Annotated in this window: 22 protein-coding genes; 19 read left to right on the top strand and 3 right to left on the bottom strand. The window is 72.1% G+C overall.

The genetic code is table 11. From position 1 onward, the window contains the following. The first annotated feature begins 251 nt into the window (after positions 1-251). The 17 genes from AB0N02_RS26215 (at position 252) to AB0N02_RS26135 (ending at position 17926) form a co-directional block, all read left to right on the top strand. Positions 252-1712, top strand: a complete 1461-nt coding sequence (locus tag AB0N02_RS26215) for an aldehyde dehydrogenase family protein (RefSeq protein WP_363951524.1) — start codon at positions 252-254, stop codon at positions 1710-1712. A gap of 30 nt (positions 1713-1742) precedes the next feature. After that, entirely contained in the window at positions 1743-1934 is a 192-nt protein-coding gene (locus tag AB0N02_RS26210; RefSeq protein WP_363951521.1) for a ferredoxin, read from the top strand. Next, positions 1931-3118, top strand: coding sequence for an FAD-dependent oxidoreductase (locus AB0N02_RS26205; protein WP_363951518.1), 1188 nt, complete (start codon positions 1931-1933; stop codon positions 3116-3118). The genes AB0N02_RS26210 and AB0N02_RS26205 overlap by 4 nt, the downstream gene beginning before the upstream one ends. Further along, positions 3115-4299, top strand: coding sequence for a cytochrome P450 (locus AB0N02_RS26200; protein WP_363951515.1), 1185 nt, complete (start codon positions 3115-3117; stop codon positions 4297-4299). The genes AB0N02_RS26205 and AB0N02_RS26200 overlap by 4 nt, the downstream gene beginning before the upstream one ends. Before the next feature lie 30 nt (positions 4300-4329). Beyond that, positions 4330-5370: an alcohol dehydrogenase catalytic domain-containing protein gene (locus AB0N02_RS26195; RefSeq protein ID WP_363951512.1), complete on the top strand. Its 1041-nt coding sequence runs from the start codon at positions 4330-4332 to the stop codon at positions 5368-5370. Between the two features lie 170 nt (positions 5371-5540). Then, positions 5541-6782: a flavin-dependent oxidoreductase gene (locus AB0N02_RS26190; RefSeq protein WP_363951509.1), complete on the top strand. Its 1242-nt coding sequence runs from the start codon at positions 5541-5543 to the stop codon at positions 6780-6782. A 71-nt stretch (positions 6783-6853) separates the two neighbouring features. Then, the gene (locus AB0N02_RS26185; RefSeq protein ID WP_363951507.1) at positions 6854-8311 is read left to right on the top strand and encodes a 4-hydroxyphenylacetate 3-hydroxylase N-terminal domain-containing protein; all 1458 of its coding nucleotides are present in this window, start codon (positions 6854-6856) and stop codon (positions 8309-8311) included. Positions 8312-8501: 190 nt separating this feature from the next. After that, positions 8502-9506, top strand: coding sequence for an amidohydrolase family protein (locus AB0N02_RS26180; RefSeq protein ID WP_363951504.1), 1005 nt, complete (start codon positions 8502-8504; stop codon positions 9504-9506). Positions 9507-9542: 36 nt separating this feature from the next. After that, a complete protein-coding gene (locus AB0N02_RS26175; protein WP_363951501.1) occupies positions 9543-10574 on the top strand; it encodes a hypothetical protein in 1032 nt (343 codons plus the stop codon). After that, a complete protein-coding gene (locus AB0N02_RS26170; protein WP_363951498.1) occupies positions 10571-11335 on the top strand; it encodes a 4-carboxy-4-hydroxy-2-oxoadipate aldolase/oxaloacetate decarboxylase in 765 nt (254 codons plus the stop codon). Before AB0N02_RS26175 ends, AB0N02_RS26170 begins: the two co-directional genes overlap by 4 nt. Next, entirely contained in the window at positions 11332-12006 is a 675-nt protein-coding gene (locus AB0N02_RS26165) for an RraA family protein (protein WP_363951495.1), read from the top strand. Before AB0N02_RS26170 ends, AB0N02_RS26165 begins: the two co-directional genes overlap by 4 nt. Then, positions 12003-12770 carry a 4-carboxy-4-hydroxy-2-oxoadipate aldolase/oxaloacetate decarboxylase gene (locus AB0N02_RS26160; RefSeq protein ID WP_363951492.1) on the top strand — a complete coding sequence of 256 codons (768 nt, stop codon included), beginning with the start codon at positions 12003-12005 and terminating at the stop codon, positions 12768-12770. Before AB0N02_RS26165 ends, AB0N02_RS26160 begins: the two co-directional genes overlap by 4 nt. Continuing rightward, positions 12767-13999: a flavin reductase gene (locus tag AB0N02_RS26155; RefSeq protein ID WP_363951490.1), complete on the top strand. Its 1233-nt coding sequence runs from the start codon at positions 12767-12769 to the stop codon at positions 13997-13999. Before AB0N02_RS26160 ends, AB0N02_RS26155 begins: the two co-directional genes overlap by 4 nt. 2 nt (positions 14000-14001) lie before the next feature. After that, complete coding sequence (locus tag AB0N02_RS26150) at positions 14002-15159, top strand: cupin domain-containing protein (RefSeq protein WP_363951487.1); 1158 nt, start codon at positions 14002-14004, stop codon at positions 15157-15159. After that, positions 15156-16010, top strand: coding sequence for a fumarylacetoacetate hydrolase family protein (locus tag AB0N02_RS26145; protein ID WP_363951484.1), 855 nt, complete (start codon positions 15156-15158; stop codon positions 16008-16010). The genes AB0N02_RS26150 and AB0N02_RS26145 overlap by 4 nt, the downstream gene beginning before the upstream one ends. Continuing rightward, positions 16007-16720, top strand: coding sequence for a maleylpyruvate isomerase family mycothiol-dependent enzyme (locus AB0N02_RS26140; protein ID WP_363951481.1), 714 nt, complete (start codon positions 16007-16009; stop codon positions 16718-16720). Before AB0N02_RS26145 ends, AB0N02_RS26140 begins: the two co-directional genes overlap by 4 nt. Positions 16721-17080: 360 nt before the next feature. Further along, on the top strand, positions 17081-17926 hold the full coding sequence (locus AB0N02_RS26135; RefSeq protein WP_363951479.1) for a M55 family metallopeptidase: 846 nt from the start codon (positions 17081-17083) through the stop codon (positions 17924-17926). Positions 17927-17957: 31 nt separating this feature from the next. Here AB0N02_RS26135 and AB0N02_RS26130 read toward each other — a convergent pair whose 3' ends face one another. The 3 genes from AB0N02_RS26130 to AB0N02_RS26120 all read right to left on the bottom strand — a co-directional run bounded on the left by AB0N02_RS26130 (position 17958) and on the right by AB0N02_RS26120 (position 20416). After that, positions 17958-18446 carry an NUDIX domain-containing protein gene (locus AB0N02_RS26130; RefSeq protein WP_363951476.1) on the bottom strand — a complete coding sequence of 163 codons (489 nt, stop codon included), beginning with the start codon at positions 18444-18446 and terminating at the stop codon, positions 17958-17960. A 303-nt stretch (positions 18447-18749) separates the two neighbouring features. Next, positions 18750-19037 (bottom strand): carbohydrate-binding protein, encoded by a 288-nt coding sequence (locus AB0N02_RS26125; protein ID WP_363951473.1) that lies wholly within the window; start codon positions 19035-19037, stop codon positions 18750-18752. Between the two features lie 242 nt (positions 19038-19279). Then, on the bottom strand, positions 19280-20416 hold the full coding sequence (locus AB0N02_RS26120; protein ID WP_363951471.1) for an acyl-CoA desaturase: 1137 nt from the start codon (positions 20414-20416) through the stop codon (positions 19280-19282). Positions 20417-20634: 218 nt separating this feature from the next. On the opposite strand from AB0N02_RS26120, the gene AB0N02_RS26115 reads away from it, so the two are divergent. Next, positions 20635-21996, top strand: coding sequence for a cytochrome P450 (locus tag AB0N02_RS26115; RefSeq protein WP_363951468.1), 1362 nt, complete (start codon positions 20635-20637; stop codon positions 21994-21996). Next, positions 21993-23582 carry a peroxidase family protein gene (locus AB0N02_RS26110; protein ID WP_363951465.1) on the top strand — a complete coding sequence of 530 codons (1590 nt, stop codon included), beginning with the start codon at positions 21993-21995 and terminating at the stop codon, positions 23580-23582. The genes AB0N02_RS26115 and AB0N02_RS26110 overlap by 4 nt, the downstream gene beginning before the upstream one ends. The last annotated feature ends 151 nt before the right edge of the window (positions 23583-23733 follow it).

The raw sequence follows: 23733 nt of genomic DNA, 5'->3' as shown, positions 1-23733 counted from the left end.
CGCGCCGACATCGCGCCGACGTCGCACCGGTATCACCGGTATCACACCGGCATCGCGCTGATACCGCTCCGGCGCCGCCGCGGCGCCGCTCCGAGATCGTTCCGGTGTCGTTCCGACACCGTGTCGGACTCCTACCTCGGAGATTAGTTCACCTGTAGCGAGACGCCACCCGGATACCGCGGCGTAACCTCCTCTAAACGCCGATTTAACCCCTCTGACCTGGGTTGCTGCCGTGATTAGGAGCGTTTTCAGTGAGCCAATGTGATTTCGCGTCGGTCTCCGGTCACCTGTTCTCCGACGGGTGGCGTCCCGGCGGTGCCGGGACCGCGGACGTGCTGGAGGTGGCGACCGGCGAGCGCATCGGCGAGATCGGCCTGGCCGACGAGGCGGACGTCGAACGCGCCGGGGCGAGCGCGTCGGCCGCCCAGCGCGAATGGGCCCGTGCCTCCTACAAGGAGCGCTGCGCGGTGATGGTCAGGGCGGCCCAGGCGCTGGAGTCCATGCGGGCGGACATCGTGGAGACGATGATCCGGGAGACCGGCGGCATCCGGTCCAAGGCCGAGCAGGAGGTGACCAAGGCCCTGGACGAGCTGCGTTCGGCCGCGGGCCTGGCCGACCAGCCCTACGGGCAGCTGCTGCCGCACGAGGACCCGTCCGTGCTGAGCATGGCCCGGCGGGTCCCGGTGGGCGTCGTCGGCGTGATCGCGCCCTGGAACGCTCCGCTCATGCTCGCCATCCGCTCGGTGGCCCCGGCGCTGGTCCTTGGCAACGCCGTACTGCTCAAGCCCGACATCAAGACCTCCCTCAGCGGAGGCGTCGCCCTGGCCCGCGTGTTCGAAGCCGCGGGCCTGCCCTCCGGGCTGCTTCACGTCCTGCCCGGCGGCCCGGAGGCGGGCGAGGCCGTCGTACGCTCCCGGCACACGTCGGTCATCTCCTTCACCGGCTCCTCCGCCACCGGGCGGCGGGTCGGCGAGATCGCGGGCGGCCTGCTCAAGCGGGTGGTGCTGGAGCTGGGCGGCAACAACGCCTTCATCGTCCTGGACGACGCCGACCTGGACGCCGCCGTCAACAACGCGGCCTGGGGCTCGCTGCTGCACCAGGGCCAGATCTGCATGGCGACGGGCCGTCACCTCGTGCACGAGCGGATCGCCGACGAGTACGTCGAGCGCCTCACCAAGCACGCCGCCTCCCTCGTCATGGGCGACCCGCGGCGCCCGGAGGTGCGGGTCGGGCCGCTCATCGACGCCCGCCAGGCGGCCAGGGTCCACGACATCGTCACCTCCTCGGTCGCCTCCGGCGCCGTGCTCAGCACCGGCGGCACCCACGACGGCCCCTTCTACCGCCCGACCGTGCTCGACCGGGTCACGCCGGAGACCCGCGCGTTCTCCGAGGAGATCTTCGGCCCGGTGATCCCGGTGACCAGGTTCGCCTCGGACGACGAGGCGGCCGATCTCGCGGGCCGGACCATGTACGGCCTGTCCGCCGCGATCCACACCGGGTCCATGGCGCGAGGGCTCGCGCTGGCCGAACGGCTGCGCACCGGCATGGTCCACGTCAACGGGCAGACCATCAACGACGCCGCCCACATCCCGATGGGAGGCATGGGCGCCTCCGGCAACGGCGGCCGTTACGGCGGCCACTGGAACCTGGACGAGTTCACCTACTGGCAGTGGGTCACCGCCCGTCCCACCCCGCCCGCCTACCCCGTCTGATCACCCCGGACTCCCCACAGAGGTACTGACATGAGGATCATCGTCGACGAGACGCGCTGCGAGGGCTACGGATTCTGCGCCGAAGCCGCCCCCCACCTGCTGGAACTCGATGACGAGGGCGAGCTGACGGTATTGGCCGAGGAGGTCGCGCCGGACGAGGCGGCGAACGCGGAGGCCGCGGTGCGCGTGTGCCCGGTCGCCGCGCTGAGGCTGCAGCAGTGACCGAGGACGTCCGGGAGATCGTGATCGTCGGCGGCTCCATCGCCGCCGTCACCGCCGCCGACACGCTGCGCCGGCACGGGCACGAGGGCTCGATCACGATCGTGAGCGACGAACGCTACACGCCCTACGTGCGGCCGCCGCTCTCCAAGGGGATGCTGAAGGGCGCCGAGACCGTGGAGTCGGTCTTCATGGCGCCGCTCCGCCCCGACGTCGCCTTCCGTTCCGGGTGCCGGGCCGTCGGGCTCGACCGCGAGCGGCGGCGGGTGCTGCTGGACGGCGGCGAGGAGCTCCCCTACGACGGCCTGGTCGTGGCCTCGGGAGCGCGGGCCAGGCGGCTCGGGCCGCCGGAGGCGGGCGAGCTGGTGGTGCGCGACCTGGACGACGCGCTGCGCCTGCGCGCCGCGTTCGCCGAGGCGGGCTCGCTGGTCGTCGTCGGCGGCGGGTTCCTCGGCATGGAGATCGCCTCGACGGCGCGCGGGCTCGGGCTGGAGGTCACCGTCGTCGACCAGGATCCCCCGCTGGTCCGGCAGTTCGGCGGCTTCCTGGCCGAGCACATGACGCGGGCCGCCGTGGACGAGGGAGTACGGCTGGTCCGCTCCCCGGGCACGGTCGAGCTCGTCGGGGGAGCCCCGGTCACCGCGGTGCGGACGGCCGACGGGCTGCTCCTGGAGGCCGACGTGGTCGTCAGCGCGGTGGGCGACGTGCCCAACGTCGAGTGGCTGGCCGGATCCGGCCTCGGCGGTCCCGAGGGCCTGCTCGTCGACGACCGCTGCCGGGTCGCGCCGGGCGTCGTCGCGGCCGGGGACGTCGTCACCCGCGTCAGCGACCGCACCGGCAGGCCCCGGCGCTCCCCGCACTGGGGCAGCGCGATCGACCAGGCGCGGGCCGCCGCCCAGGCCCTGCTCAAGGGGGACGAGGCCCCCGTCTACCGCCCGGCGCCGTACTACTGGACCGAGCAGTGGGGCCTCGACATCAAGATCTGCGGCCGGATCCTGCCGGGGGCGACCCCGGAGATCCTCAGCGGATCGCTCGACGAACGCAGCGCCCTCATCCGCTGGACCCACGAGGGCGTCCCCGTGGCCGCGGCCACCGTGAACCACCGCATGCCCGTGGTCAAACTGCGCAAGCTCGCGACCGCGTCTGACCCCGTACCCCCCGCATTTCTCGAAGGAGCACGTGGATGACCAGCATTCCCGAGGGTCCGTCCCTGGACCTCGACCTGTTCGACGACGCCGCCCTGACCGACCCGTTCCCCAACTACCAGATCATCCGGGACACCGCCCCCGCCGTCTACCTGCCCCACTACGGCTCCTGGGCCATGGGCCGGTACGCCGACGTGCGAGGCGCCCTGTCCGACTGGGAGTCCTTCAGCTCCGCCCAGGGCATCGGCCTGAACGACATGGCCAACGCCGCCACCCAGGGCATGATCATCGCCACCGACCCGCCCGAGCACGACAAGCTCCGCAACGTGCTGGCGTCGAGGCTGTCGCCGAAGGCGATCAGGAACCTCAAGGCGGACATCGAGCGCCGGGCCGACGAACTCGTCGAGCCGCTCGTCGCCGCGGGGAGCTTCGACGCGGTCAACGACCTCGCGCGGGCCTTCCCCATCTCCGTCGTCCTGGACCTGGTCGGCATGCCCCAGGACGGGCGCGACAAGGTGCTCGGCTGGGCCGACGCGGCCTTCTCCGCCAGCGGCCCGCCCGGACCGCGCACCGACGCCGCCTTCCCGCTCCTGCAGGACCAGCTCGCCTACCTGTCGAGCATCCAGCCCGACCAGCTGACGCCGGGCAGCATGGGACGCGCGATCTACGACGCCGCCGAGGCCGGGGAGATCCGCCAGGAGTCCTGCGTCCCGCTCATGTCGGCCTACGTCACCGCCGGGCTCGACACCACGATCAACGCGATCAGCAACGCGGTCTGGTACTTCGCGCAGTACCCCGAGCAGTGGGACCTCGTCCGCCGGGACCCGTCCCTGATCCCCAGCGCGCTCAACGAGGTCCTGCGCATCGAGGCGCCGGTGCAGTTCTTCTGCCGGGTCGCCACCCGCGACGTGGAGGTGGACGGCCAGAAGCTGGCCGCCGGCTCCCGCGTCATGATGCTGTACGCCTCGGCCAACCGCGACGAGCGCAAGTGGGAGGACCCCACCCGCTTCGACGTCACCCGCAACCCGGTGGACCACCTCGCGTTCGGCTACGGCATGCACGGCTGCGCCGGCCAGGGCCTGGCGCGCCTTGAGGGCCACTCGATCCTCGGCGCGCTGGCGCGGCGGGTCGAGCGCTTCGAGGTCGGCACGCCGGTCCGGCGCCTCAACCAGCTCATCCGCGGACTCGACGCGCTGCCCGCCACGGTCGTCCCGGCCGCCTGAGACCGACGAACGACGAAAGGCCGAAACAGCATGCGCGCAGCGTGGTTCACCGAACCGGGCCGGATCGGGGTCAAGGACCTGCCGGAACCGGAGGTCGTCGATCCGGGCGACGTCGTCGTCGACATCCTCTACGCCGGGATCTGCGGCTCGGACCTGTGGACCTTCCGGGGTCTCGTACCGCACGGCGAGGGCGGCATCGGGCACGAGTTCATCGGCCGGGTGCGGGAGGTGGGCCAGGACGTCGCCACCCTGAGCCCCGGTGACGTCGTCATCGCGCCGTTCCTGTTCTCCGAGGGCGGGTGCGAGGAGTGCCGGCGCGGTCTGCAACCGCTCTGCGCGCACGCCGGGATCTGGGGCAAGGACTGGGCGGGCGCGCAGGCCGAGGCCATCCGCGTGCCGTACGCCGACGCGACGCTCGTCAGGCTTCCCTGGCCGGAGGCGGAGATCGACGACGATCTCGCCCGCCGGCTGATCCCGCTGTGCGACGTCTTTGCGACCGGCACGCACGGCGTCGTCCTCGCCGGAGTCGAGAGCGGCGACACCGTCGCGGTGATCGGCGACGGCGCGGTCGGCATCTCCGCCGCGATGGCCGCGGCCCGCGCCGGGGCCGCCCGGGTGCTCCTGCTCGGCGAGCGGGACGAACGGCTGAAGGTCGCCGAGGGAGCCGGCGCGCGGACGCTGCGGGTCTCCCGGGACGAGTCGCCCGTCGAGGCCGTGCGGGAGATGCTGGACGGCCGCCTGCCGGACCGGGTCGTCGAGTGCGTCGGCATGCAGGCCGCCTTCGACACCGCGCTCGACGTCGTCCGCCCGGCGGGCTCGGTGGGCTTCGTCGGCGTTCCCCATGGCGTGGGACAGATCGCCCCGATGCGGCTGTTCGGGCGGCAGGTCCGGCTCGCGGGCGGGGTCGCCCCCGCCCGGCACTACCTGCCCGGTCTGATCGACGACGTCGTCGGCGGCCGTCTGGACCCGTCGCCGCTGATCGACCGGGTGTACCGGATCGACGACCTCGCCGAGGGCTACGACGAGATGGACCGGGGAACGGCGCTCAAGGCGATCCTCCGGATGACCTGACCCACCCCGCCCCCACACCCCACACATCCCCGATTTCACAGTTCGCGGTGCCACGGGCGCCGACGGGCCATGCCGCCGTGCCCTCACGGCGGTGTGCCCGCCCGCGCCCGGGCCGTACGAAAGCGGGCGGCCAGCCCGTGCAGAGCACGTAGTAGAGGAAGGAGTCGCAGATGGCGACCAAGCCCAGGGTCACGATCCTCGGCGCCGGGATCGGAGGTCTCACCCTGGCGCTCGAACTCCACCGCTCGGGGATCGAGTGCGTGGTGCTGGAGGCCGCCCCGAACCTTGGCGCCCTCGGAGTCGGCATCAACCTGCTCCCGCACGCCACCAGGAACCTGTCGCGGCTCGGGCTGGAGGAGGACCTCGCCGCCGTCGCCGTGACCACCCGGGAGTCGGCGTTCTTCAACCGCTTCGGGCAGCTGATCGCCGCCGAACCGGCCGGGCGGTACGCGGGCTACGAGTGGCCGCAGTTCTCGATCCACCGCGGGGACCTGCAGCAGGTGCTGCTCGGAGCCGTCCGCGACCGGCTCGGCCCCGACGCCGTACTGCTCGGCCACCGCGGCGTCCGCGTGACCCAGGACGAGACCTCGGCCACCGTCCACGTCGAGCACCCGGACGGGTCCACCTCGGACGTCAGGGGAGACGTCGTCGTCGGCGCCGACGGCGTGCACTCGGTGGTGCGCAAGCAGTTCCACGGCGACGTCCCCCCGCACTACACGGGATACATGATGTGGCGCGGCACGACCGTCTGGCCGCGCTTCCTCACGGGCGCGAGCATGGTCCGGGCCGGATGGCTGGCCACCGGGAAGATGGTCGTCTACCCGATCCGCGACAACGTCAACGACCGCGGGGACCAGCTGGTCAACTGGGTGGCCGAGGTCGAGGCCCCGATCAGCGACTCCCGCGACTGGAACCGCCCCGGGCTGATCGACGACTTCATCGGCCCCTTCGCCGACTGGCACTTCGACTGGCTCGACGTGCCGGCGATGATCCGGGCCGCGGAGGCGGTGCTGGAGTACCCCATGGTCGACCAGGACCCGCTGGACCACTGGACCGAGGGCCGCGTCACCCTTCTGGGCGACGCCGCGCACCCGATGGTGCCGCGCGGTTCCAACGGGGCCGCCCAGTCCATCCTGGACGCGCGCGTCCTGGCCGCCCGCCTGGCCGACGCCGGGGACCCGTACCGGGCGCTGCGCGCCTACGAGACGGAGCGGCTGGCGGCCACCTCCCGCGTCGTGCTGACCAACCGGACCAACCCGCCGGACGCCATCCTGCGGGAGGTCCACGAGCGGACCGGGGACCGGCCGTTCGAGCGTGTCGGCGACGTCATCACCCCCGAGGAGATTCGGCGGTTCAGCGAGGGCTACCAGGCCGTCGCCGGGTTCTCCCACACCGCCCTCACACGTTCCTGACCCGCACCGCCCCAGCACGTTGCTGACGTGCGACATCCCGACGACCACGAGACAACCACGAGGAGGAAACCGTGGACATCACCAACGCCCGCGGCGTCATGACCGGCGACAGGTACCGCGAGAGCCTCAACGACGGACGGGAGGTCTGGCTGGCCGGCGAGCGGGTGAAGAACGTCGCCGAGCACCCCGCCTTCCGCGACACCGTCGACGAGTTCGCGCGGCTGTTCGACCTGCGGCTGGCCGACACCGAGGCCCTGGAGACCAACACCTTCGTCTCCCCCGAGACGGGCAACCGGGTGAGCCGGTCGTACGCGCTGCCCACCACCCCCGAGGAGCTGCGGGCGAAGTTCGCCGCCTCGGAGTGGTGGATGCGGGAGAGCTGGGGACAGCTCGGCCGCTCGCCCGACTTCATGGCCAACGTCGTGGTCGGCCTCCACGACTACCGCGACGAGCTGGAGAAGGGCCGGGCGGGCTTCGGCGCCAACGCCGTCGCCTACCACCGCTACGCCATGGAGCACGACCTGGTGCTCACCCACGCGCTCGGCGACCCGCAGATCGACCGCAGCGCCAGCCCCCTCGACGACCCCGACCTCGCGCTGCGCGTCGTCGAGGAGAACGAGCGGGGCGTCGTGATCCGCGGCGCCAAGCAGCTGGCCACCCTCGCGCCCTTCTCCCACGAGGTCCTCGTCTACCTCAACGCCGTCACCGCGCAGCGCGGCGCGGAGAAGTTCGTCATCTGGTTCGCGCTGCCGATGAACGCCAAGGGCCTGAAGATCCTGTGCCGGGAGCCGCTCGGCGACCGGGGCAACGGCCACAGCCACCCGCTGGGCCGTCGCTTCGACGAGCAGGACGCCATGCTCTTCTTCGACGACGTCGAGATCCCGTGGGAGCGGCTCTTCCTCCTCGGCGACGGCATGCTCGCGCTGCGCGGGCTCAGCCGCCTCAACGCCTGGAGCATGCAGAGCACCCACATCCGCTTCCACGAGCGGCTGAAGCTCTTCGTGTCCGTGGCCGCCATGCTCGCCGAGAGCATCGGGGTCAACGCCTTCCGCGGCATCCAGGAGAACGTCGGGGAGCTGATCTCCTACGCCGAGACGCTCCGCCTGGGCATCGTGGGGGCCGAGATGTCGGCGCAGCCCACCCCCGGCGGGCTGCTCGCCCCCGCGCCCAGCTACGGCCTGGGGTTCTGGTCGGCCGACGTCTCCGCGCGCGTGGTGGAGATCGTCCGCCGCATCGGCGCCTCCGGGCTGATCATGCAGCCGACCGAGGCCGACCTGGCCAGCCCCGAGCTGCGGCCGTTCCTGGAGAAGTACATGCGCGGCCACGACATCGACGTGGACCGCAAGGCGCGGCTGTTCCGCATCGCCTGGGAGCTGGTCGGCGACGGCTTCGGCTCCCGTCAGGAGCTCTACGAGTACCTGCACCGGGGCGACCCGGGCGCGGGCCGTACCCGTCTGCTGCGGACCTATGACCGCGCCGCCGTGGACGGGCGCATCACCGAGTTCATCTCCTCGCCGCTGTCCGCCTGATCCGCGGCCGGCCCGGCCGACCCGGCCGGCCCGGCCGACCCGGCCGACCCGCCGTCCGCCTGATCCGCCGCCCGTCCGTTTGGCCGCCGTCTGTCCGACACGCGGTCCGGGCGGGCCACCGCCCGTCCCGACCGTTCCCCGCCCGGCCCGCACCCGCGGCCGGGCGGGCCCGCACCCCTGGAAGAACGTCATGATCATCGATGTCCACGGCCACGTGACCGCTCCGGCGAAGCTGTACGCGTGGAAGGCCAACCTCCTGTCCCACCGCGGGGCGCACGGCGGGAAGGGCCCGTCCATCAGCGACGACCAGATCCGCGCCGTGCACGTGGAGCCGCACCCCAGCTTCGGGAACGTCTCCCACTTCCACCACATCGACGGCGCCGGGGTGGACGTCCAGCTCATCTCGCCCCGCCCGTACCAGATGATGCACAGCGAGCAGCCCGCCAAGATCGTCCAGTGGTTCACGGAGGAGACGAACAACGTCATCCACCGCACCTGCGAGCTGTTCCCCGGCCGGTTCAAGGGCGTGGCGGGGCTGCCGCAGAGCCCGGACCTGGGGCCGGCGGAGTGGGCGGGGGAGCTGCGCCGTACCGTCACCGAGCTGGGCTTCGTCGGCGCGCTGCTCAACCCCGACCCGTACGAGGGCACGGCGACGCCGCCCGCGCTCGGCGAGCGGTACTGGTACCCGGTGTACGAGGCATTGTGCGAGCTGGACGTGCCCGCGCTCATCCACGCCGCGGGGTGCAAGCCTCCGGCGCGTGAGCCGTACAGCCTGCACTTCATCCAGGAGGAGACGGTCGCGATCTGGAGCCTGCTCTCCTCGCAGGTCCTGAAGGACTTCCCCGACCTGAAGATCGTCGTCTCGCACGGCGGCGGGGCGATCCCGTACCAGGTCGGCCGGTTCCTGCCGTCGGGCGTCCGCGCCGGGGGCACGCCGTACCTGGAGAAGCTGCGCCGCCTGTGGTTCGACACCTGCCTGTACACCCAGGAGGCCATCGAGCTGCTCATCAAGGTCGTGGGCGTCGACCGCTGCCTGTTCGGCACCGAGAAGCCCGGCACCGGCTCCCAGATCAACCCGGAGAACGGCCGCTGGTTCGACGACATCCACCTGCTGGTCAACGACATCGACTGGCTCACCGACGCCGAGCGCGAGGCGATCTTCAACAAGAACGCGAGCGACCTCTTCCGCCTCTGACGGCGGACCGGTCGCACACCGAACGAAAGGCAGATGATGGCAACCGTCGTAGCCGGCATCGGCACCTCACACGGGCCACAGCTGAAGACGCCCCCGGTCCGCTGGGCGGAGCGCGGCGAGGCCGACCGCCGCAGCTCCACGCTGGAGTTCCGCGGCGGGCGTTACACCTTCGACGAGCTCAGGGCCGAGCGCGAGGACTTCTCCCACGAGTGCGCGCCCGACGTCCAGTACAACCGCTGGGCGGCCTGCCAGCGGGCGATGGACCGCCTGGGGGGACACCTGGCCGACGCGGCGATCGACGTGCTGGTCATCGTCAGCAGCGACCACAAAGAGGTCTACGACGACGAGCTGCTGCCCGCCTTCGCGGTCTACTGGGGGGACGACGTCGACCACGTGCCGTTCACCGCCGAGCAGATCGCCGCGATGCAGCCCGGCCTGGGCGAGGCGGCGCTGGGCGACGTGCCCGTCGACACCGTCACCCGTCCCTGCCACGCGGGCCTGGCCCGGCACCTGATCGAGCGCTCGGCCGAGGAGGGCTTCGACGTCGCCGCGTCGCGCTCGCTGCCCGCCGGGCGGTACGGCAACCACGGCATCCCCCACGGGTACGGCTTCATCTACCAGCGGATCATGGGCGAGACGTCGAAGGTGCCGATGGTGCCGGTCTTCGTCAACACCTTCTACGAGCCGAACCCGCCCACGGCGCGGCGCTGCCTCGACTTCGGCCGGGCACTCGGCCGCGCCCTCGCCTCCTTCCCCGACGACCTGCGCATCGGCGTGGTCGCCTCCGGCGGGCTGTCGCACTTCGTCGTCGACGAGGACCTCGACCGGGCTTTCATCGAGGGCCTGGAGACCGGCGACGAGAACTACCTCGCCTCGGTCCCCGCCTCCGAGATGCGCTCGGGCAGCTCCGAGCTGCGCAACTGGATCGTCGTGGCCGGGATCGCCGCCGAGACCGGGCTGAGCGTCGGCTCCGTCGACTACCAGCCCTGCTACCGGACCGAGGCCGGTACGGGCAACGCCATGGGATTCGTGACCTGGTCACCCACCACCGAGGAGTCCGGCCGATGAGCCCGAACGAGACCCCCGCCCCGGAGGCCCCCGCCCCGGAGGCCAGCGCCGCGGAGGTCACCGCCGCGGAGACAGGTGTCGCGAAGACGGGTACCGCGCCCGCCGAGGTCGCCAGGCTGCGCGCCCTCGACGCGTGTGCGATCTCCGACGCCCTCGACACCCTCGGACTGCCGGGGGCGGTGACCATCCTGCGGCCGATGTGGGCCGCAGGCCGGGTCGTCGCCGGTGTCGTCCGGACCGTCAAGGCGGCCCCCAAGTCCGCGGCCGGGCCCGCCACGCACATCGCCACCCCGCTCGTGGCCGTCGCCGACCCCGACGATGTGGTCGTCATCGACAACCACGGGCGCACCGACGTCTCCTGCTGGGGCGGCCTGCTCGCCGAGGCCGCCGCGCAGCGCGGGGTCGCCGGGGTCATCGTCGACGGCGCCTGCCGGGACGTGCAGGACTGCGAGGGCGTCGACCTGCCGCTGTTCGCCCGCGCCGCCGTGACCGTCAGCGCCAGGGGCCGCATCGTCCAGGAGGCCATGGACGTGCCGATCCAGGTCGGCGGGGTCCGCGTCGTCAGCGGCGACTTCGTGATCGCCGACCGCAACGGCGTCGTCTTCGTCGCCCGGCACGAGATCGGGCGCGTCCTGGAGCTCGCCGAGCGCATCGCGGCCCGCGAGGCCGACATGGCGCGGGCCGTACGGTCCGGCCGCGACGTCATCGACGTCATGCACGACTCACAGTTCCCGACCATCACCGCGGAGGCGGCCCCATGACCGGCGGCATCGAACAGACCGGCACCATCGAAGAACAGTTCGCGGCCTTCTCCACGGCCACCGTCTCGGACGCCCTGGACCGGCTGGGCCGTACGGGCAGCCTGCTGGGCATCGCCCCGCTCGGACCGGGACAGAAGATGACCGGCCGCGCCTACACCATCCGCTACGTGTCGGCGAGCACGCCGCCGGGAACCGTCGGCGACTACCTCGACGACGTGCCCGCCGGAGGGGTGGTCGTGCTCGACAACGACGGCCGCACCGACTGCACCGTCTGGGGCGACATCCTCACCGCCGTCGCGCACACCCGGGGCATCGCCGGGACCGTCATCGACGGCGTCTGCCGCGACGTCCACCGGGCGCTCGACCTCACCTACCCCATCTACAGCCGGGGCCGGTTCATGCGCACCGGCAAGGACCGTGTCGAGGTCGCCGAGGTGCAGGCGCCGGTGAACATCGGCGGCGTGCAGGTCCGCCCCGGCGACCTGATCGTCGGAGACCAGGACGGGGTCGTCGCCGTCCCGCAGGACTGCGAGGAGCAGGTGCTCGCGGTCGCCACGGAGATCGCCGAGCGCGAGGAGGGCATCCTGCGCATGGCGCTGGCCGGATCGTCCATCGCCGAGGCCCGCGCCGCCTACGGCTACCACAACCTGCAGCGAAAGGCCGAGTCGTGACCGCGCCGGGCCCGGCGGGCGTTCCCACGGGCGTCCCGGTGGACGTCTCGGCGGATGTCTCGGCGGATGTCTCGGTGGACGTCTCGGTGGACATCTCGGTGGACGAGGTGCTGGAGATGGGGTCGGCGACGCTCTACGAGGCGTCCGGCCTGGGCTGCGACCTCGACCCCGCCTTCCGGCCCGCCTGGGCCGGGGCCCGGCTCGCGGGGCGGGCGCTGCCCGTCCAGGCCGCGGCCGGGGACAACCTCCCCCTGCACTGGGCGCTCGAAGCGGCCCGCCCGGGTGACATCCTCGTGGTGGACGCGGGCGGCGCGCCCTTCGGCTACTGGGGCGAGGTCCTGGCGGTGGCCGCGCAGCGGCGCGGCGTGGCCGGTCTGGTGATCGACGGCGGCGTCCGCGACACCGACCGCATGCGCGCCCTGGACTTCCCGGCCTTCAGCACGCACATCGCGATCCGGGGGACCGGCAAGGAGTGGCCCGGCACGATCGGGTCCCCGGTCATCATGCGCGGCCGGGTCGTCCACCGGGGCGACCTCGTCGTGGCGGACGAGGACGGGATCGTCGTCCTGCCCGCCGCGTCCGTGAACGGCGTCCTGGAGGCGGCCCGGCAGCGGGTGGCCAAGGAGGACGCCTTCATGCGGCGTCTTCGGGAGGGGGAGCTCACCCTGGACCTCTACGGGTTCCGCGGCCTGGGGAACCCGCTGGTCGCCGAACTGCCGGGAGCCGCTTCGGCGACCGCCGAGCGGGCGGGAGGCGCGCCGTGAACGCGCGGGCGAACGCCGTACCCGGCGCGGCCTCGGACGCGGCTTCGAACGTGACCTCGGACGTGGCCTCGGACATGGCTTCGGACGTGGCCTCGGACGCAGCCGCCCTCGCGGACTCCTTCCGGCACGCCGCCGGTCGTTTCGCCTCCGGCGTCACCGTGGTGACGACCCGCAACGGCGACCACCTCTACGGCATCACCGCGACCTCGTTCGTCTCGCTCTCCATGAACCCGCTGCTGGTGGCCGTGTCCATCAACTCCCACAGCCCCTTCCTGGACGAGGTGAACGCGACCGGCTGCTTCGCCGTCAGCGTGCTGGCGAGCGGCCAGCGGGACGTGTCGCAGTACTTCTCCACACGTGGCAGGGGCCGCGCCGAAGGCGCATTCCCCGGGGTCGGCACCCGCACCGAGCGGACCGGCGCCCCCGTCGTCTCCGCCTGCCTGAGCTGGTTCGACACCCGGCTGCACGCCATCCTCCCCGGTGGGGACCACCAGATCCTGATCGGTGAGGTGGTGGCCGCGGGCGGTACGGAGAACGGTACGGCAGGGCCGGGAGGAACCGCCGGGAACGGTACGGCGGTGCCGGGCGGGACCGAGGAGAACGGGCCGCTGCTGTACTGGGCGGGCGGCTACCGGCGCCTTGACCCCGACGATCAGGGGACCCCCGCCAGGGTCGAGGCGTTCGCCGACGCCCTGTCGGCGCGGCTGCACGAGGACGGCCTGTCGCCCAGCGAGCTGATCGAGGCCCAGCGCGCCCTCGAACCCGCCGCCGCCGAACTGGCCGCCTTCCGGCGGCTGCCGGAGGGGCTGGCCGCGCTGAAGCGGGCCATCGACGGCTCCCGGGTGGCCGCGTCCACCCCCGAGCGCTTCACCGAGGAGTCGGTGCGCTTCCACGCGGCACTGGGCATGGCCAGCGGCAACCCCGCCATCGCGGCCTCGCTGCACTCCCTCGCCCGCTCCCGCCACGCGCACTACTCGACCGGGACGAACCCCGAGGCGACCCGGCGCGCCCTGGCCGCCCACCAGGAGATCTACGACGCGATCGCCGCGGGCGACGCGGTACGGGCCAGGGAGGCGATGACCGCGCACCTGGCCGTGGTGAGCAAGCGTCTGTGCTGCCCGGCGGAACCGGCCGAGACCCAGACCGCGCCCCAGACCGAGACCCAGACCGAGACCCAGACTGTGACCCCGGCCGTCCCTTCGACCGCCACTCCGGCAAAGGAGTCATGAACATGTCTCTCGACAGAGCAGAGGAGCTCGGCGGCGCGCAGGGGTTCGGCGGTACGGAGGGGATCGTCCGTCTCACCGCGGGGCAGGGACCCGGCCAGCCCGAGCACACACCCGCGCTCGACTCCCTCTACCGGGACTTCGAGCGGGAGCTGCTGGTGCCGCTCTGGACCGAGATCGGCGACCTGATGCCGAGCAGCCCCCGCTCCAGGGCGGTGCCGCACATGTGGCGCTGGAACTCGATGCTGCCCCTCGCCGAGCGGGCCGGTGACCTGGTCCCGGTCGGCAGGGGCGGGGAACGGCGGGCGATCGCCCTGGCCAACCCCGGCCTGGGCGGGCGGCCGTTCGCGACCCCGACCCTGTGGGCGGCCATCCAGTACCTGTGCCCGGGAGAGGTGGCGCCCGAGCACCGGCACACCCAGAACGCCTTCCGGTTCGTCGTCGAGGGCGAAGGCGTCTGGACGGTCGTGAACGGCGACCCGGTGGCCATGCGCAGGGGAGACCTCCTGCTCACCCCCGGCTGGCAGTGGCACGGCCACCACAACATCGCCACCCGGCCGATGGCCTGGCTCGACGGCCTGGACATCCCGTTCGTCCACGCCACCGACAGCGCGTTCTTCGAGTTCGGCCCCGAACAGGTCTCCAGCGACGAGACGCCGGACCACTCCAGGTCCGAACGGCTGTGGGCCCACCCGGGCCTGCGCCCCCTGTCCCGGCTCGGCGAAACCCCCAGCTCGCCGATCGCCGCCTACCGCTGGGAGCACACCGACGCCGCGCTCGCCGACCAGCTCGCCCTGGAGGACGAGGGACACCCCGGCGTGGTCGAGCCCGGTCACGCCGCCGTGCGCTTCACCAACCCCACGACCGGCGGGGACGTCATGCCGACGATCCGCGCCGAGTTCCACCGGCTGCGCGAGGGCGCGCTGACCGCGACGCGCAGGGAGGTCGGATCGTCGGTCTGGCAGGTCTTCGAGGGCCGCGGCCGGGTGACGGTCGGCGACCGGGAGTGGACCGTCGAGAGCGGGGACCTGTTCGTCGTCCCCTCCTGGCAGCCGCTGACCGTCGGCGCCGAATCCGGCCTCGACCTCTTCCGCTTCAGCGACACCCCGATCTTCGAGCGCCTGCACCAGGCCCGCTCCCAGCAGGATGGAGATATCCGATGAGGCTCGCGACACTTCGCGTCCCCGGTGGCACCCGCGCGGTACGGCTCGACGACGGCCGCTACGTCGACCTCGGCCTGCCCGACGTCGGCGCCCTGCTGGCCCGGCCGGACTGGCGGGAGTACGCCGAGATCGCGGACGGCGCCGACGGCGCCGACAGCGGACTCGACGGCGCCGACCTGGCCCCGGTCGTCCCCCGGCCCGGCAAGATCCTGTGCGTCGGGCTCAACTACCGCAACCACATCCTGGAGATGGGCCGCGAGCTCCCCGAGTTCCCGACCCTCTTCGCCAAGTACCCCGAGGCCCTCATCGGCGCCGCCGACGTCATCGAGCTCGCGCCCGAGTCCGGCGCGGTCGACTGGGAGGCGGAGCTCGGCCTGGTCATCGGCGAGACCGTACGGCGCGCCACCGAGGAGCAGGCCGCGGCGGCGATCGCCGGGTTCACCGTGCTCAACGACGTCACCATGCGGGACTGGCAGTACCGCTCGCCGCAGTGGCTGCAGGGCAAGACGTTCGAGCGCACCACCCCCGTCGGCCCGGTCATGGTCACGCCCGACGAACTGCCCGGCGGCGTGCGCCCCGCCCTCACCATGACCTGCTCGCTCGACGGCGAGACCGTGCAGAAGGCCCAGACCGACGACCTCGTCTTCGACCCGGTCGCGCTGGTCCGGTACGCCTCGACCATCCTGACGCTGCAGCCCGGCGACGTCATCGCCACCGGCACCCCCGGAGGAGTGGGACACGCCCGCAAGCCGCAGCGGTACCTGGCCGACGGCGCCCGCCTCGTGACCGAGATCGGCGGCATCGGGCGGCTGGACAACATCGCCCGCGTCCCGGCCGCGGAAGAGTCGTGACCCCGCCCGTCGAGCTGTCGTCGCGGTGGACGCGTGAGGGAACGGACCTCCTGCTCCGGGCCCTGGACGGCCTCCGCGACGCCGACCTCGCCGCGCCCACCCGGCTGCCGGGCTGGTCGCGCGCCCATCTCCTGGCCCACGTGGGGTTCAACGCCGCCGCGCTGCGACGGCTGGTCTCCTGGGCGCGCACGGGTGAGCCGACCCCCATGTACGGCTCGGCGGAGCAGCGGTCCGCCGAGATCGAGGAGGGGGCCACCTGGGCGCCGGAACGGCTGCGCCGCATGGTCAGGGAGAACGCGGCGTGCTTGTCGGCCGATCTCGCCGCCCTCATCGGGGAGCAGTGGGACGCCTTGGTGGTCACCGCGCAGGGCCGTACGGTCCCGGCGTCGGAGATCCCGTGGATGCGTACCAGGGAGGTCGCGGTGCACGCCGTCGACCTGGAGGCGGGGGTCACGTTCGCCGACCTGCCGGACGATCTGTGCGAGGAACTGGTCTCCGACGTCGTCGCCAGGCGCTCCGGTCAGGCGAAGGACCCCGCCCTGTCGCTGGTGAGCACCACGGGACGCGCCTGGTCGCTCGCCGGCACCGGCACTCCGGTGGAGGTCCGCGGCGAGCCGGGAGAACTGGCGCGCTGGCTGACCGGACGGGGCGCGGGAACCCTGCGAACCACCTCCGGAGGCCCCCTTCCCACCCTCACCCCCTGGCTCTGAACGGGGCGGTGCGGTGGCCGTACCTTCTCGCCGTGTCGGTGGTGTTCCGGGGCGCCGGTACGGTGAGGGGTGGAACGGGGCGGATCGGCGCCGGTGAGCGGTGCTCGCCCCGGCGGGGGTTTCCCGGTCACCGCGTCCGGTCTCGAACACCGGCCGCCTCCCGTCTCCGGACGGCCGGGGGAGGTCCGTTCCGTGCTCCGAAGCCCGCGTGCCGAAAACAATGGGGCGGCGGTCCGGAAGCATGCAAGGGAGAAGACCCCAAAAGACCTCCACGGAGCTTGGCCGTGAGCACATAGCCGGGGAACGCGCGTCGCTGGTGAAGTTCCTTGGTGTCGCCGTGAAGCGTGAGGAGCGTCGCACATGCAGGTCTACGTGTCGATCGACATGGAGGGCGTGGCCGGGATCGCCACCATGGACCAGGTGGTCCGGGGCGGCCACGGGTATCCGGCCGCGCAGCGGCTGATGACCGCCGAGGCCAACGCGGCCATCGCGGGCGCCTTCGACGCGGGTGCCGACAGCGTCCTGGTCAACGACAGCCACGGCACCATGGACAACCTCATCCACGAGGAGCTCGACCCCCGGGCCCGGCTCATCTTCGGCTCGCCCAAGCTGGACTGCATGGCCGAGGGGATCAGCGCGAACCACGACGTGGCGATCTTCCTCGGCTACCACGCCGCCGCGGGCGATCCCGGAGTGCTCGCGCACACCTACTCCTCGAACTTCGCCGAGGTCCGCCTCAACGGCCGTCCCGTGTCCGAGGCCGAGGTCAACGCGTTGCAGGCCGCGGCGGTCGGCGTTCCCGTGGGACTGGTCACGGGGGACGACGTCATCTGCGCCACCGTCCGGGCCCAGCTTCCCGCGGCGCGGACCGTGGAGGTGAAGACCGCCCACGGGATCTACTCCGCCGACAGCCTCTCCCCGACGGTGGCGCGTGAGCGCATCAGGGCCGCCACCGCCGAGACCGTCGCGGCGGCGGCGGACCTGCCGCCCGTCGAGATCCCCGCCGAGCTGCACCTGGAGATCGACATGCCCAACGCCGCGGCCGCCGAGCTCGGTGCGATGATCCCCACCTTCACCCGTACCGGCGACCGCACCGTCGAAGGCCGGTTGGCCGGTCCGCGCGAGGTGCTCGGCGTCATCTCCGTCTGCTACGAGCTCGCCGCAGGTGCGGTGCGGTCCAGGGCACTGCTGTTCAACCGGCTGTGAACGGGATCGGCGCGCCGCGTGTCGGCGCGTGTCACCGTGCGCCGAAGTACGTCGCCGCGATCCGGGTGTGCAGCGGGAAGGCCAGTTCGCGCGGTCCGTCGATCACCAGCCACTCCGTCGTCTCGGAGGTGGGGGCGAACGGCGGGAGAGAGGCCGCGTCGAGCCTCGGCCCCAGGGCGAAGATCAGCACGGTGCCGTCGGGGGCGCTGAGCACGTCGAAGAGCCGCACGTCGTCGGCGTCGACGACGATGCCCGTCTCCTCCTGGAGCTCCCGGACGGCCGCCTGCTGCCAGGACTCGCCCATGTCGATGAAGCCGCCGGGCAGGGCGAGCCCGCCGCGATGCGGTTCGATGCCACGGCGGATCACCAGCAGGCCGTCGTCCACCGGCAGCACCATCACCGCGACCGGCAGCGGGTTGAGATAGCCGGTGTTCCCGCAGCCGGAACAGGTGCGCGGCCAGGCCTGATCGGGGGCGAAGGCCTGGCCGCAGAAGGAGCAGTGGGAGTTCTTGGTCGTCACGACCGCGAGACTAGTGCGCCGATCACCCACCTTCACCGCGTTCATGACCATCCAGCACCACGTTCGTGACTATTCGGCCTTGTTCACGGTCGTCCGGCACGGCGTTCGCGGCTGTCCGGCTCTGTGCTCATGGCTGTCGGGCCTGTGTTCGTGGTGATCCGGCATCGTGTTCGTGGTCGTCTGATATCGCGTCCGTGACTGTCCGGCGCTGCGTTCGCGGTCATCTGGGCGCCGGTACGGCGGGCGGTGGGGCGGGGTGGATCGGCGCTGATGAGCGGTGCTCGACCCGGTGAACCTTCTCGGTTACCCCAGGGCTCGCCACAGGGCGGGGACACCGGGCGGCTCCCAGCCTGCCAGGGAGGAGTGCGCCTGAATGCACTGGTAGATGTGGCCGTCATAGCTGATCATGTCGGCGACCTTGTAGTCGCGCGACACCGTCCAGGCGGGGAAAGGGCTGGTGGGGGTGGTGGTGCGGATCGCCCGGGAGTGGTCGGCGGGGGCGGCCGTGGCCGACGAGGCACAGTACAGGCCGGCGCCCAGCACGACCGTTGTGATGAGTGCGATGGCCGGTGCCGCGCGGTCTGGTTTCACAGGGAGTGACTCCTCTGGGGGGAAGGGGAGGCCGATTCCCTCACAGTGCCCCAGATCGTCGGCAGGTGAGGAGCCAACGTTTTTTCATAAGGTGCTCTTATGGGCCCCGGAGGACCTTATGGCCGGTTTCTCCGACGGTCTTGGCCTGTGGTGCCGTGTGACGGCCGTTCCCAGGTGAGGTCCCCGATGCCGAGTGCTGCCTCCCGGGTGTCGCCCTGCCGAGAATCGGCGCGACCGGGGAATCACCCGCCAGGGCCGTCCCGGTCGGCGCGGCGGGCGGTCAGGCGGCCGGGGTCGGGCCAGTGCACGCCGTACGCCCAGTTCGCCCGCTCGAACCAGTGGATCAGCCGGGCGCTCGGGTCGAGCTGCCCCCTGAGCACCCCGTGCCGGGCGCAGGTCGGCTCCACGTGGTGCCAGTTGTGCCAGCCCTCGCCGAGGGTCAGCAGTGCCACCCACCACACGTTCGAGGAGCGGTCCCTGGTCCGGAACGGGCGCTCGCCGAAGGTGTGCGCCATGGAGTTCACCGACCACGTGACGTGGTGCACCACGGCGTAGCGGACCAGTCCGCCCCAGAAGAAGGCCGACCACGCGCCCGCCCATGACATCGACCACAGCCCGCCCACCGCCGTGGGCAGCGCGAACGACAATGCCACGACGGCGGGGTAGGCGGCGTCGAACCGTCGCACGTCCGGATCGGCCAGCAGGTCCGGGACCCAGTGCCCACGGCTGGAGCGCCGGCGCGCGGTGTAGAACCAGCCGACGTGGGCGTGCGCCATGCCGCGCAGCAGCGCCGGGCCGCCGTCGCCGTAACGCCACGGTGAGTGCGGGTCGCCGTCGCGGTCGGCGTACTTGTGGTGGCGGCGGTGCTCGGCCGCCCACAGAGTGACCGGACCCTCGACGGCCATGCCGCCGGCCACCATGAGCGCGATGCGCAGCGGCCTGCGGCACCTGAAGGACCGGTGGGTGAGAAGCCGGTGGTAGCCGATGGCGATCCCGAAGATGTTGACGAGGTACATCACGACCGCGATGACCAGATCTCGCGGGCCGACGCCCCATCCCCAGGCGGCGGGCACGGCCAGGGCCAGAAGCAGCACGGGGAGCACCACGAGGACGACCAGGTAGACGGTGCGGCGACCGGCGGTGATCGTCTCCGTCTCCACCGTGCCCGATGCGGTGCTCGTTGTCGTGGTCTCCACCGTGCCCGATGCGGTGCTCGTTGTCGTGTCCGGCACCGGGGGCGGCGGAGCCTCCGACGCGGTGCCCGACGTCGCGCCGGACGTGGAGCTCACTGCCGTGTCCGGTGCCGTGTCCGGTGCCGTGCGTGACGCGGTGCCCGGCAGCGTGCCCGAGTCCCGCTGTGGGACGGGCGACGAGGTCACGCTGCCTCCCTGCGATCGGCGAAGACAATTGGCCACTCATTCAACGGCTGTGCTCTCACGTCACGGCAGTGGCCTGCGGGTGACATCATGATTACCTAGAGGAGTCAAAACAATCCATACGGTAGCCATCGGGGGGCGGTGTATCGCGCGCCTAGATTGTGGGCTACGCAAAGTGATGATCTATGTTCGCTACGTTCACATGTGGAGGGGCCCACGGCATGGGTGCTGTCGACCAGGCGACTACCGGCGGCCATCTGGAGAGATACGACGAGGTTCTGGCCCGCGATCCGATGGCGGCGTTCGGCCTCGTCCACGAGTGGATGCGCACCGGCTGGCGTGCCCTGTTCGCCGAGCTCCGCGAGCGGCGGCCGATCTTCGTCACGCCCGCCTTCACCGTCGTGACCCGCTTCGCCGACGTCGTCGAGGTGCTCTCCCGGGAGGAGGTCTTCACGGTCCGCGCCTTCGGCCCGCGCCTGGAGGCCGCGCTGGGCGGCCCGTTCATGCTCTCCAGGGACGCCACCCCGATGAACTGGCGGGACAAGGGGCTGATGCGGGTCATGCTCGCCCCCGACGACGCGGCCGGTGTGCGCGAGCTGGTGGGGCGCATCGCCGACAAGGCGCTCGACGAGGCCTGGCCGTACGGTCGCGTCGAAGCGGTCCACGGACTGTTCCGCCGCGTCGCGCTGGGCGTGTGCGCGAAATACTTCGGCTTCCCCGGCCCCGACCCGCAGACGCTGTCCCGGTGGACCAGAGCCATGATCACCGACGGGTTCGCCAACTTCTCCGGTGACCCGGTGGTCCAGACGGCATCGGTTCGCGCGGGCACGGAGATGATGACCTACCTGCGCGACCGGCTCGCCGAGCGCAGGGCCGCGCTACGGATGGGGCAGGACCCGCCGGACGACGTCTTCGCCCGTCTCGTCGGCACCGTCCTGCCCGAAGAGGTGGCCGTCGACGACGAGCGCATCCTGATCAACATGGCCGGGCTGCCCCTCGGGTTCGTGGAGAGCGGCCCCGGGGCCATGGTCGAGGCGGTCGAGCAACTCCTGCTGCGTCCGAAGGTGCTGGCGGAGGCCGTCGAGGCCGCCGCCGACCCCGATCCCGCGCGCTTCGACCGCTACGTCTGGGAGGCCCTGCGCTTCAACCCGTTCTTCAAGCTGCTCCCCCGGCTGTGCGAGCGCGACCACGTCCTGGGCGCCGGCACCCCGCGCCGCACCGTGATCCCCGCCGGTACGTTCGTGCTCGCCGCGCCCGCCTCGGCGATGTTCGACGCCGACGTGGTGACGGAGCCGGAGGAGTTCCGTCCCGACCGGCCCGAGCACCACCGGCTGTTCTTCGGGCACGGCCACCACGCCTGCCTCGGCGTGCATCCCGCCAAGGTCGTCATCTGCGAAACCGTACGCCGCCTGCTGCTGCGTCCCGGTGTGCGCCTGCTCCCACCGCCGGATGGGGAGGTCACCCGCTCCAACGGGATCTTCCCCGACCGGTTCGTCCTCGGCCTCGGCTCCGAAGGTTCCGGGAGCTTCGGGGGCTCCGGGGGTTCCGAGAGTCCCGAGGGTTTCGAGGGGGGACGGGCGTGACGGCGGCGGGCGGGTCCAGGGCGCGGAGCATCGCCACCGACGGGGCCGCCAACCGGCTCAGATTCCTGGCCCTGACCAGGGGGAAGCCGTTCTGGGACCTCGTGCAGGCCGTCGAGCCCGTACGGCGCCGCGTCAACGCCTCGCTGATCGACCACGCGGTCCGCGAGATGCCCCCGCGTCCCGAGCCGCTGAGCACCATGGCCGACTACACCTCGTGGGCCTCGCTGACCGACCGCACCTACAGCGGCCGGCACCTGCCGCCCGTCCCCGGGGACGAGAACGGCCGGCCGAGCCCCGAGCGCGCCGCGGACCTGTTCGCCCGCGGCGACACGATGATCCCCTGTCCCCGCTCCTCCGTGCTGTTCGCCTACTTCGCCCAGTGGTTCACCGACGGCTTCCTGCGCGGCGACGTCAACGTGCCGCGCGACCCCCGTAAGAACACCTCCAACCACCACATCGACCTGAACCAGGTCTACGGCCTGCGCGAGGCGGTGACCGCCGCCCTGCGCACGTTCGACGGCGGGCTGCTGAAGAGCCAGATCATCGACGGCGGCGAGTTCCCGCCCCACCTCTGCGAGAACGGCAAGATCAAACCGGAGTTCGCCCCGCTGGGCGTCATCCGCTTCGACGAGCTCACCGAGGCGCAGCGCGACACCCTGTTCGCGACCGGCAGCGACCGCGGCAACATCCAGATCGGCTTCACCATGCTCACGGTGCTGTTCCTGCGCGAGCACAACAGGGTGGCCCGCGAGCTGGCCGAGCACCATCCGCGCTGGGACGACGAGCGGCTGTTCCAGACGGCCCGCAACATCCTCATCGTGCTGCTCATCAAGCTGGTGGTCGAGGAGTACGTCAACCACATCACCCCCTACCACTTCCGTTTCACCCTCGACCCGCGGCTGACGACGATGCTGGCCCGCGCGACCTGGTACCGCGAGAACTGGGCCTCGGTGGAGTTCAACCTCGTCTACCGCTGGCACGGCCTGATCCCCTCCACGCTGGTGGTGGGCGGCCGAGAGCTGCCGATGGCGCGGACCCTGGTCGGTGGCGCGCTGATTCCCGAAGCCGGGCTCGGCCGGCTCTTCGAGGACGCCTCCCACCAGCGCGCGGGACGCATCGGCCTGTTCAACACCGACCCCCTCCTGCGGGAGGTGGACGTGGCCAGCATCGCCGAGTCACGCGTCCTGGACCTGGCTCCCTACAACCGCTACCGCGAGCACTGCCGCTTCCCTCGGGTACGCGGGTTCGAGCAGGTCTCCGGCGACGAGAGGATCAGCGGCGCGCTGCGCGAGCTCTACCGCGGCGTCGACGACCTCGACCTGTACGTCGGCCTGTTCGCCGAGGAGCCGGGAGCCCCCGACGCCATACTGCCGCCGCTCCTGACGAAGATCATCGCCATCGACGCCTTCTCCCAGGCACTGACCAACCCGCTGCTGGCGCCCCGGGTGTTCAACGCCGCGACCTTCTCCCCACACGGAATGCGCATCATCGCCACAACGCGGACGCTGTCGGACGTACTGCACCGCAACATCCCGGAGGACCCACGGCCCCGTTTCGTCGGCATGGCCCGGCAGGCGGAGTCGTGAGCGGATGGCTCGGCCCGGTGAACGGATCCGCGGGCGGCCGGCACGACCCGGTGGACGAGGGGGTGGGCGGGCAGTCCGGTCCGGTGGATGGCGGTGTGGGCGAACGGTCCGATCCGGTGAACGGATCCGTAGGCGGTCGACACGACCCGGT

Origin of the sequence: Streptosporangium sp. NPDC051022 (assembly GCF_040683035.1) — a bacterium.
Classification (GTDB): Bacteria; Actinomycetota; Actinomycetes; order Streptosporangiales; family Streptosporangiaceae; genus Streptosporangium.
Note: the sequence above shows the minus strand (reverse complement) of the source record. Positions and strands in the feature narration are given on the sequence as shown.